This window comes from Aquiflexum gelatinilyticum, assembly GCF_024813435.1.
GTDB lineage: Bacteria > Bacteroidota > Bacteroidia > Cytophagales > Cyclobacteriaceae > Cognataquiflexum > Cognataquiflexum gelatinilyticum.
The window spans coordinates 207,615-219,164 of sequence record NZ_JANAEZ010000003.1 but is presented as its reverse complement, the minus strand read 5'-3'; the positions used below and the strand labels follow the sequence as shown (position 1 = coordinate 219,164).

Annotated in this window: 10 protein-coding genes; all 10 read left to right on the top strand. The window is 40.0% G+C overall.

Going from position 1 to position 11,550, the window contains the following annotated elements; genetic code table 11:
* Positions 1–176: 176 nt before the first annotated feature.
* The gene (gene pdxA, locus NK987_RS08885) at positions 177–1,205 is read left to right on the top strand and encodes a 4-hydroxythreonine-4-phosphate dehydrogenase PdxA (RefSeq protein ID WP_259263557.1); all 1,029 of its coding nucleotides are present in this window, start codon (positions 177–179) and stop codon (positions 1,203–1,205) included.
* A 162-nt stretch (positions 1,206–1,367) separates the two neighbouring features.
* Positions 1,368–1,940, top strand: coding sequence for a YceD family protein (locus NK987_RS08880; RefSeq protein WP_258422663.1), 573 nt, complete (start codon positions 1,368–1,370; stop codon positions 1,938–1,940).
* Positions 1,941–1,957: 17 nt separating this feature from the next.
* The gene (gene rpmF, locus NK987_RS08875) at positions 1,958–2,149 is read left to right on the top strand and encodes a 50S ribosomal protein L32 (RefSeq protein WP_113922858.1); all 192 of its coding nucleotides are present in this window, start codon (positions 1,958–1,960) and stop codon (positions 2,147–2,149) included.
* A gap of 276 nt (positions 2,150–2,425) precedes the next feature.
* Positions 2,426–3,424, top strand: a complete 999-nt coding sequence (locus NK987_RS08870; protein WP_259263556.1) for a beta-ketoacyl-ACP synthase III — start codon at positions 2,426–2,428, stop codon at positions 3,422–3,424.
* Positions 3,425–3,452: 28 nt separating this feature from the next.
* Entirely contained in the window at positions 3,453–4,016 is a 564-nt protein-coding gene (efp, locus tag NK987_RS08865; protein WP_258422661.1) for an elongation factor P, read from the top strand.
* Between the two features lie 105 nt (positions 4,017–4,121).
* A complete protein-coding gene (gene accB, locus NK987_RS08860; protein WP_259263555.1) occupies positions 4,122–4,598 on the top strand; it encodes an acetyl-CoA carboxylase biotin carboxyl carrier protein in 477 nt (158 codons plus the stop codon).
* Between the two features lie 27 nt (positions 4,599–4,625).
* Positions 4,626–5,975 (top strand): acetyl-CoA carboxylase biotin carboxylase subunit, encoded by a 1,350-nt coding sequence (accC, locus tag NK987_RS08855; protein WP_258422659.1) that lies wholly within the window; start codon positions 4,626–4,628, stop codon positions 5,973–5,975.
* 303 nt (positions 5,976–6,278) lie between these two features.
* The gene (locus tag NK987_RS08850; RefSeq protein WP_259263554.1) at positions 6,279–7,319 is read left to right on the top strand and encodes a hypothetical protein; all 1,041 of its coding nucleotides are present in this window, start codon (positions 6,279–6,281) and stop codon (positions 7,317–7,319) included.
* A gap of 204 nt (positions 7,320–7,523) precedes the next feature.
* Positions 7,524–10,157, top strand: a complete 2,634-nt coding sequence (locus NK987_RS08845; RefSeq protein WP_259263553.1) for a valine--tRNA ligase — start codon at positions 7,524–7,526, stop codon at positions 10,155–10,157.
* A 155-nt stretch (positions 10,158–10,312) separates the two neighbouring features.
* On the top strand, positions 10,313–11,368 hold the full coding sequence (locus NK987_RS08840; protein ID WP_259263552.1) for a hypothetical protein: 1,056 nt from the start codon (positions 10,313–10,315) through the stop codon (positions 11,366–11,368).
* The last annotated feature ends 182 nt before the right edge of the window (positions 11,369–11,550 follow it).

The following is an 11,550-nucleotide window of genomic DNA, read 5'->3' as shown; positions in this document are numbered from 1 at the left end:
ATTTAAATTGCGTGTCAAAAATAAGAGAATTATCACAAAGCCCTACTATTATTTAAAAAGGCATTGCGGTGCTTTTTCTCACTTTGGAAGTATTCATTTTCTCCAAAAAAAGGAAATCCCGGAGTTTTGAACACAATAAATCTAAATCAATAACCATCAGTAGTCGATAAATTTTAATGAACCAAAGAAAAAACAAACCGGTCATTGGCATCAGTATCGGAGACATTAACGGGGTAGGTGCTGAAGTCACTATCAAAGCACTTTTAGACAACAGACTGATCAAACTGGTCACTCCCGTGATTTATGCCCATGGCAAAGCGCTTACTTTTTACAGAAAACATCTCGGTATAGAGGATTTTAACTTTATGCAGATAAAAAGCATTGATGAAGTCCACCACAAAAAAATCAATGTCATCAATGTCTTAGAGGAAAGTCCTGAGGTATTACCCGGAATGGAAACCAACGAAGCTGGAAAACTTGCACTTGCAGCCCTTGACCATGCCATTAAAGACCTAAAGGACAATAAAATTGAGGCTTTGGTCACTGCACCTTTGAATAAAAACAACATCAACAGTCCCGAAAAGAAGTTTGTTGGACATACTGAATATTTGACTGAAGCTTTTGGAAGTAAAGACAGCCTTATGTTTTTGGTAGCCGAAGGGATTCGGGTAGGTTTGGTGACCGGACATATTCCCCTAAAGGATGTATCCAAGAACGTCACTCCCGAAAAAATAAAATCCAAGCTTAATATCATGATGAAGTCCCTAAAGGATGACTTCGGAATAGCAAAGCCAAAAATTGCCGTATTGGGTCTTAATCCACATGCAGGAGAAGAAGGTCTCTTGGGTGATGAGGAAGAAAACATTATCAAGCCTCTAATTAAAGAATACAAAGACAAGGGTCATTTGGTTTTTGGCCCATATTCAGCAGATGGTTTTTTTGGAATGATGCACCAAAAGAAATTTGATGGAATTCTAGCCATGTATCACGATCAAGGCCTTATACCGTTCAAATCACAGGCATTTGAAACAGGGGTGAATTTTACGGCTGGTCTTCCTGTAATCCGAACATCACCAGACCACGGCACAGCTTACAATATTGCAGGAAAAAATGTTGCTGATGAGGGTTCCATGAGGGCAGCAATTTTACAGGCCTATGATATCATCAGACACAATGGAAACTGGGAGGAAGAAGGAGAATTGTAATAGTTTGAAAAAGAATGATTTGTAAGATAAAACTTGAAACAAAAGCATAGAAAAACCATCCTTCATCCTTTATCTTTCATGCTTGCCAAAATAATTTTACACCAAATTTTATTTTTCTAAAGCATTTTCCTAAATTTGCGGTCTTGAAATAGCAGGAGGTTCGTGAAATTCTTAAGAAACTACGATATTGATATCATCAAATTAAAGGATGGAAAGCATTCTTTTACTTTTGAAGTCAATGATGAGTTCTTCAAGTATAATGAAGCTGAAGATTGGGTCAACGGAGCCAACATCACTGTTTCGATCAATGTGAATAAAACTGTTTCCGTCATGGAAGTGGATTTTGTCATCAATGGCACAGTGGGATTGACTTGTGACAGGAGCTTGGAGGAATTTGACCATCCTTTGGAATTGACCGAAAAAGTCATTTACAAATATGGTCCGATGGTGCAGGAAATCAGTGAAGACGTCTTCATGATTACCAAAGATACTCCGAGTATCAACGTCGCCCAACTGATTTATGAATTCATCCTTTTGGCTATTCCTGCCAAAAAAATCCATCCTGATTACATGGATGAAACAGATGAGGATGATTTCGATGAGGAAGGAAGTTTAATTTATCTTTCTGATGAAGATGATGAAATAGAATCCGGTAATTCAGATGAAGAAATTCAAGAAGAAAAACCGGCAGATCCCAGATGGGAAATATTAAATAAATTAAAGAAAAAAGAATAATCTAAAATAGTATAGAGATGGCACATCCTAAACGAAAAATTTCGAAAACCAGAAGAGACAAAAGAAGAACTCACTATAAGTTGACAGCTCCAGGTCTTGCACAATGCCCTACCACAGGCGAATTTCATTTACCTCACAGAGCGTTTTGGCTTGATGGCAAACTGTACTACAAAGGACAGGTTATCATGGAGAAAGAAGTTCTTGCATAATTATCATAGAAATTTCCATTTGATAAAATCCATCCCGGAGCTGTTCGGGATGGATTTTTATTTTCAAGAAAATCCGTTTTGAAAAGCCCCAAAGGGTCTATTTGTCAATGCTGCTATTCTAAAACCAAAAACCTTTGGTGGAAAAGCACATTTTAGATAATTTTGTCGCCTTGAATGGAAATCTGAAAATCTCCTCAAGGTCAAATTCCATTACCACATCAAAGCCTGATATATTAGGATTATTCCTCCTACATTAGGGCCTCAAACAAAATTTGAATGAAAAAAACCAGAGCAGTCATTACGGGGGTCCAAGGTTGGGTACCTGATTATATCTTGACCAACCGTGAATTGGAAACCATGGTGGATACCAATGATGAATGGATAGTCACAAGGACAGGGATCAAAGAAAGAAGGATACTCAAAGGTGAGGACAAGGGAACTTCTGTCATCGGTATCAACGCTGTCAAAGGACTTTTAAAAAAAACCAACACCAATCCAGAAGACATAGACCTGATAATATGTGCCACGGTCACACCTGATATGCCTTTCCCTGCTACTGCCAATATCATAGCGGACGGAGTGGGTGCTGTAAACAGTTATAGTTTTGATATATCGGCAGCCTGTTCGGGATTTTTATATGCATTGACTATTGGAAGCCAGTTTATCGAAACAGGTATGCATAAGAAGGTAATCATCATTGGTGCAGATAAAATGTCTTCCATCATAGATTATCAAGACCGTGCAACCTGCATCATATTCGGTGACGGTGGAGGTGCTGTCCTATTAGAACCAACAACGGAAGACGTCGGTGTCATGGATTCACTCCTACACTCCGATGGTTCCGGGGCACCATATCTTCATATGAAAGCCGGAGGTAGCCGTAAGCCTGCTACCATGGAGACTGTCGCAGCCCGAGAGCATTATGCATTCCAAGAAGGTGCTTCAGTATTCAAATTTGCCGTTACCAACATGGCAGAAGTCAGTGCGGAAATCATGGAACGAAATAGCCTCACAGCGGAGGATGTCTCATGGCTAGTACCACATCAGGCAAATAAGCGAATCATCGATGCCACAGCCAACAGAATGGGTATCGGTCCCGATAAAGTAATGCTCAATATTGAAAAATACGGAAATACAACCGCAGGAACACTTCCATTGTGTTTATGGGATTATGAATCCAGACTAAAAAAAGGTGATAACATCATCTTGGCCGCGTTTGGAGGCGGATTTACGTGGGGTTCTATTTACCTGAAATGGGGATATGACCCAAAATAACGAATAACAAAAAAACCAAAATATAATAATGGCAAGTACCGCAGATTTCAAAACCGGATTGTGTCTGGAGATGAATAATGACATCTACACAATTGTGGATTTTCAACATGTCAAACCAGGAAAAGGAGGAGCTTTCGTCAGAACCAAACTGAAAAGCCTTACTTCAGGAAAAGTTTTGGACAAAACCTATACAGCAGGTGAAAAAGTAACCACTGCAAGGGTTGAAAAAAGACCACATCAGTTTATCTACCAAGATGACTTGGGTTATAATTTCATGGATACCGAAACTTTCGAGCAAATCTCCATTCAAGAAAAACTCATCGAAAGACCAAAGCTTCTCAAAGAAGGCCAGACTGTAGACATTTTGGTACATGCAGAAACAGAGACACCTATTTCGGTGGAACTCCCTCCTTTTGTAGAGTTGATGATTACCTATACAGAACCGGGCATCAAAGGAGATACTGCGACAAATGCTTCCAAGCCTGCAACTTTGGAAACAGGCGCTGTGGTGATGGTTCCCTTGTTTGTTGAACAAGACATCATGATCAAAGTAGATACTAGAGACGGCTCTTATTCCGAAAGAGTAAAATAATTTTAATAAGCTATGTGATTTACCTAAATTACATAGCTTCTTTGTTTTTATACAACATCAACCATTAACCCGAAAAAGAAGCGGGTTTTAACAAAAAGACATATCATGAAAGCAAAAGAAATCCAGGATTTAATAGATTTTATTTCAAATTCCGGCTTAGCCGAGGTGAAAATTGAAACAGAAGAGTTTAAACTTTCTATCAAAAAATATTCTGAAGCTCCTGCTGTAAAGTTTGAGGCTGCTCCTGCTGCTCCCGCTCAGGTAGCACACCCTGCCCCTATGTCTTCAGCACCAGCCGCGGCACCTATAGCTGCTCCTGTCAAGGAAGACACTTCCCGTTTGATTGAGATAAAATCACCGATGATCGGAACTTTCTACCGTACATCCAATCCTGATGCAGATCCATTTGTATCCGTGGGTGATTCAGTGTCTTCGGGTCAGACTGTATGCATTATCGAAGCCATGAAACTTTTCAATGAAATCGAATCTGAAGTTTCGGGAAAGATTGTAAAAATCTTGGTGGATAACGCCACCCCGGTTGAATACGACCAGCCACTTTTCCTAGTTGATCCTGCGGGATGATTTTTGTTTCACTAACCTGAATTAATTGTGTTTAAAAAAATATTAATAGCCAACCGAGGAGAAATTGCCCTTAGGGTAATCAGAACCTGCAAGGAGATGGGCATCAAAACCGTCGCTGTATATTCTACAGCTGATAAAGACAGCCTTCATGTTCGCTTTGCAGACGAAGCTGTTTGCATAGGTCCTCCTCCAAGTAGGGAATCTTACCTCAATATTCCCAGAATCATCGCCGCTGCGGAAATCACAAATGCTGACGCCATTCACCCGGGATATGGTTTCCTATCTGAAAATGCTGAATTTTCCAGAATCTGTGAAGAGTATGGAATCAAATTTATCGGAGCAAGCCCTGAAATGATCAATAAAATGGGAGACAAGGCTACAGCCAAAGCTACCATGAAAGAAGCTGGCGTACCAACAATACCTGGTTCTGAAGGATTATTGGATTCGATAGAGCAAGGAATTAAAATTGCCAAAGAAATGGGTTATCCTGTCATCCTTAAAGCAACCGCCGGCGGCGGTGGACGCGGAATGAGGATAGTTCGAAATGAAGGAGAATTCAAAAAATCATGGGATGATGCACGTCAGGAATCAGGTGCTGCTTTTGGAAATGATGCGCTATACCTCGAAAAATACGTAGAGGAACCAAGACATATCGAAATCCAAATTGTAGGCGACAGCACAGGAAAAGCGTGCCATTTGTCCGAGAGGGATTGTTCAATCCAAAGAAGACACCAAAAATTAGTAGAGGAAACTCCCTCTCCTTTCATGACAGACGAACTCAGGGAAGCCATGGGAAAAGCTGCTGTCAAAGGTGCCGAAGCCATCGCCTATGAAGGTGCCGGTACTGTGGAGTTTTTGGTGGATAAGCACCGCAACTTCTATTTCATGGAAATGAATACCCGAATTCAGGTAGAGCATCCCATAACTGAAGAAGTAACTGATTTTGACTTGATCAAAGAACAAATCAAAGTTGCAGCAGGTGAGAAAATTTCCGGTAAAAATTACTTTCCTAAGCTTTATGCCATGGAGTGCCGGATCAACGCTGAAGATCCAGCCAATGGTTTTAGACCTAGTCCCGGTAAAATATTGAACCTTCACATGCCAGGAGGAAGAGGTGTCAGGGTGGATAGCCACGTCTATGCAGGGTATGTTATTCCGCCAAATTATGACTCCATGATTGCAAAGCTTATCGTAAGCGGCCAATCAAGAGAAGAGGTAATCGTCAGAATGAAAAGGGCATTGGAAGAATTTGTCATTGATGGCATCAAGACCACTATACCTTTCCATATCGCCTTGTTGGATGATTTTGAATTCCGAAATGGTAATTATACCACCAAATTTTTGGAGACTTTTGACTTTTCAGTCATCAAAAAATAAAATTTCATAGCTTTAAAAGTGATCATAAAACCGGGGATAATTCTCCGGTTTTTTTGTTTTGAAAAGAATTTAGGAAAAAATTATTACAAGATTTTGCCCTTTTTTTTATTTTTTCTCCAAATGATGATTTTAATGAACCAATCGCATTTTTTATGATAAAACTAACATTTTTATTTATATACAACTGATTTATAATACATTACAAAATAATTAAAATATAAAGTACTGGGTCTTAAGGTTTACTTTTTCGAATTCCAGTAATATATTTGACCTTATTAATCACCCTTAACTATTTAATTTATAATGAAAATTCAACCTATTTTAATCTTTTTGGTTGCAGCATTTTTTGCTTTTGGTTGCCAAGAAGAATCAGACGAATTACTGTGGGAAACTACAGAAGTATATCACCAAGATTTCAATGGTGATGGGAAACCGTATTGTTATTGTACTGAAGGAAATACTTTCCCAGGTCAAACTTTCGGTTATAAAAATTGGGGATCTTATGAAACTCATTCTAGTGAAGGCCAACGCTGCAAAGACCTTGGCTATACTATTGACGAATTAGGGATTTACTATAGCCCTAATGGGAAAGAATCACCAGGATCTACAAGCTATTTTGGGGACAAATATGGCGTGTTCAACTCAGGAAATTCTGGAGGTAGTGGAAGTGGAACTGCCGCCCCGGCCGGTACTAGCTATTGGAAAAGGTCTGATGGAACAAATACTCTCGTTTCCCTCGGAGGCTCGACAGCTAAAGTATGTACAAACGGAACAGAAACAGTTGGGACATTCAATTCATCCACACCTTCGATGACTTTTGTTGTCAGCAACAATACAATTGTTTTTCCGCTGATATTTAAAAGCAGCACTGAACTCATTGTCCGGGTACCCTCTCAGGCTTCAAATTCCCATGAAGATGTCCTTTACACCAAAGTAAGCACCTATTCCTGCGGAGGTTCCTCGAATGTGAACCCTTCTACCCCTCCTCCAACAGGGAACTTTAGACTCAGGGTATACGCTCCAAAAGGCGCATGTGCCAATTCAACAGGCATCACAGGATTCCGTGGAACTCTAAAGGGATATTGGTATAGCCCGCAAACTAAACAGTTTAAAACAACATCGATTGGTATTCCTTCAGGTTCCGGAAAATCCGACTCAAAAGGCACATATTGGGAATCCCTTTATAACAACACTCCAGCCTCCGCGGATGGATCTAGGCTTTATAAAATAGAATGGGAATTTTATCCAAACGTTTCGTTTACTTTCCCTAATTCCTGTTGGAAAAAAGGAAGTTCCTCAATTGACTCAGATGGGCAAACTAAAAATGTTACAGTTGAATGGTAATTATTGCCATTTAGGCATAAATAACCATTCAATTTAAATTCAATCCAAAACAGCCAAAGATTCAATCCGGCTGTTTTGGATTCTTTTTTCGAAAATTGCCCTATTTTTTTTGATTCCTACAAAGTGTCTTTATCCGGATTTCATGACTGACATAGAGAAATTCTCTTAATTTTGCGCCTTGAAGTTTTAAGCTCAAAATCAATTATGTCATTAGCTACCAAATACAGTCCTGAAGCAACCGAGTCAAAATGGTATGCCTATTGGATGGAAAACAAATTTTTCTCCTCCAAAGTAGACCACAGCAAAGAGCCATATACCATTGTCATCCCTCCGCCAAACGTCACCGGAGTGCTGCACATGGGACACATGCTCAACAATACGATTCAGGATGTATTGATCCGAAAAGCCCGCATGGAAGGCAAAAACGCCTGTTGGGTTCCCGGGACTGACCATGCTTCCATCGCTACGGAAGCCAAAGTCGTAGCCATGCTCAAAGAAAGAGGCATTGACAAAAAAAACATCTCTAGGGAGGAATTCCTCAGGTATGCCATGGAGTGGAAAGAAAAATATGGCGGTATCATCCTAGAACAACTGAAGAAATTGGGAGCTTCCTGCGATTGGGACCGAACCAAATTCACCATGGATGCCGACCTTAGTGATGCTGTGATTTCGGTTTTTGTGGACCTGCACAAAAAAGGAAAAATCTACCGGGGCATCCGCATGGTCAATTGGGATCCACAGGGCAAAACCGCCCTTTCTGATGATGAGGTAATCATGAAAGAAATTGCCTCGAAGCTTTATTATATCAATTACAAAATCGAAGGATCCGAAGATCAATTCCTGACCATCGCCACTACCCGACCCGAAACCATCATGGCCGATGTGGCTATCTGCATCAATCCTAATGATGCACGATTCTCACACCTAAAAGGAAAAAAAGCCATCATCCCAATTATCAACCGAACTATCCCAATCATCGAGGATGACTATGTTGATATGGAATTTGGTACAGGCTGCCTGAAAGTCACTCCGGCCCATGATATCAATGATTATGAATTAGGGATCAAACACAAACTACCCGTCATAGATATCCTGAATGACGATGGGACTTTGAATGAAAAAGCGCAGATTCTCATCGGAGAAGATAGGTTTATCGCAAGAAAAAAAATGGCCAAACTTCTCGATGAAGCGGCTCAATTGGATAAAATCGAGGACTATAAGTCTAATGTAGGTCACTCAGAAAGAACCAATGCTGTGGTGGAGCCAAAGCTCTCCCTACAATGGTTTTTGAGAATGGAAGATATCACCAAACCTGCCCTCAGTTCGGTGATGGATGACATTATACAACTCCATCCTCCCAAATTCAAAAATATGTACCGGTCCTGGATGGAAAATGTCCGGGATTGGTGTATCTCACGCCAACTCTGGTGGGGACATCAGATCCCTGCTTTTTACCTTCCTAATGGGGAATATGTCGTTGCCAAAACAAAAGAGGAAGCACTAAAATTGGCAAATGAAAAATTCAAGAGCTCTTATTCTTTGGAAGACCTGAAGCAAGATGAGGACGTTTTGGACACATGGTTTTCCTCTTGGCTTTGGCCGATTTCGGTTTTCGATACTGATATATTTTCCACAGGCGAGAAAAATGAAGACCTGAAATACTACTACCCAACCAATGACTTGGTAACTGCCCCAGAAATTTTATTCTTTTGGGTAGCACGTATGATCATTGCGGGATATGAATACACGGGAGAAAAACCTTTCAGTAATGTCTACCTGACCGGAATCGTGCGGGACAAACTCGGTAGGAAAATGTCAAAGTCTCTAGGGAATTCCCCGGATCCACTCGAATTGATCAAAACCTTTGGCGCTGATGGAGTACGGTCAGGAATGCTGTTTAGCTCTCCTGCAGGAAATGACCTGCCTTTTGATGAAAAACTGGTGGAACAGGGTAGGAATTTTTCCAATAAAATATGGAATGCTTACAGATTGGTACAGGGATGGGAAATTGATCCCAATCTTGATGGAAATGAAAATGAGGCAGCTATAATTTGGTTTGAAAACAGGTTCAATGAAGGTTTGACTGAAATCGAGGAACACTTCCAGAAGTTCAGGATTTCAGATGCACTGATGGCTACTTATAAACTGGTTTGGGATGACTTCTGTTCTTGGTACTTGGAGATGATCAAACCTGCTTACCAGCAGCCAATTGACCAAAAGACTTTTGATAAGACGATCGTTTTCTTTGAAGATATTCTCAAAATTCTCCATCCTTTCATGCCATTCCTAACCGAGGAACTTTGGCATCAAATCAAGGATCGGAAAAAAGAAGAGGCCCTTATCATCGCCGCTTGGCCAAAACCGAAAAGCTTTGATTTCAAAATCATTGCCGAAGCATCTCAGATTTTTGAGGTAGTTTCCCAAATCCGAAATACCAGGGCTTCAAAGGGAATTTCTCCAAAAGAAGCTTTTTCCCTTACCGTCAATACCAAGCAAGGAGAGATTTACAGGAATTTCGAAGCCGTATTGAAAAAATTGGCAAACTTATCCGAGCTTTCTTTTGGTGAAAAAGTGGACAATGCCATGAGTTTTGTGGTGAAGGCCGATGAGTGTTTTATCCCAATGGGAGATAAATTGGATGTGGAGAAAGAAAGGGAAAACATCCTGAAAGAATTGGAATACACCAAAGGCTTTCAGAGTTCCGTACTCAAAAAACTCAGCAATGAGCGATTTGTCGCCGGCGCACCACCACAGGTGATCGAGATGGAAAGGAAAAAACTCGCAGATGCCGAATCTAAAATCAAAGCTTTGGAAGAATCGCTGGCGAAATTGTCCTAACATTTGTTTTAAAGCTTCAAAGTCAAAAAAAATCCCGTCATCCAAATAAAATTTGGGTTACTGGATTTTTTTTAATTCCATAAAAGCTATTTTTAAAACTCTAATTCAAACTTGACCGTACGACATAGTATTATTTACCATAAAACCCGTTAGCCATGAGATATTCTTTCAAACTCGTTTTAATTTTGGTAGTACTATTAGGCTTTCAGACCTGTAATCAGTCTGAGGATAATGTCCCTGAAATAACCAAAGAAGAGTTTCCCGATCTAAAAATTTTTCTAGACAAATTTGAAGCAGAAGCCAAACTTAGAGGCTATAATTTTGATTTTTCCAATTTAGACCTTGTCTATGTGGATAAACTTACGATGCCGGATGGATCTGAATATTGTGGACTTGGAATAATTAAACACCCTGTTTCCGGTAAAAGAACCATACAAATTTCAAAATCTCCCGGCCATTGTGATTGGGCCAAAAAAACAGATATTGAAAGAGAAAATCTTTTTTTCCATGAGATGGGGCATGCATTTCTAGGTTTATTACATGATAATGCCCTGATGTGTAATGGCAAACCATTGTCAATGATGACTGATGACTTCAATCAATTCTTTATCTATAAGGAAAATGAACCTGAACTCAGAGAATATTATTTAGACGAACTTTTTGACAGGTTAGCAGCCAATGAAAAGTGCATTGATTTCGGGCAAAATTTTGCAGAAAATCCAGTTTTTTTCAAAAACGATTTGGCTGACCCTATGTGGAGATTTTCTAATGACAATGGTAGATATCAAGTTTCAAGAGGAATTCATCCAAATTCATTCAGCACCACGTATTTGGGGATTTCATCTTCAGGTACAGGCCAAAATAATGGTTACATTTATAAAGAGTTAGAAGTACCCAATATTCCTGAAGGTGCCACGGTAATTTTGCGAACAAAAGTCAACGCTGAAAACCTTGAAGGGCCCGGAGTAGCTATCGCCATGAGAGTTTACGATACCAAGATCGGTACAACTGGAGCTACTACAAATGAATCTCACACCTTAACCACAGAACCTAATCCGGTAAATGGGAAATTAGAGAACCATGTTTTGGAATTGAGACTCCCCAATTTTACCAGAAAGACAATATTTATTTTACCCTTTGCAGTTATGATGCCGGGGACAAAAGGGGAGGCATTTTTTGATGATTTTGAGATTCTGGTGGAACCGGTCTAAAAAGATTGTAAAGCTGAAAAATTAGAAAGTTGGGGAAGTTCAAAAGTTTTAAGATTAAGAAAAGATTGAAAGATTGGTACCAACTTGGCTACAAACACTGATCACTTCCCCTAAAACCCTCTTCTGCCAACTTTCTTACTGTGACTGATTTCACTGGATACTGACCACCGCGACTGCCTATT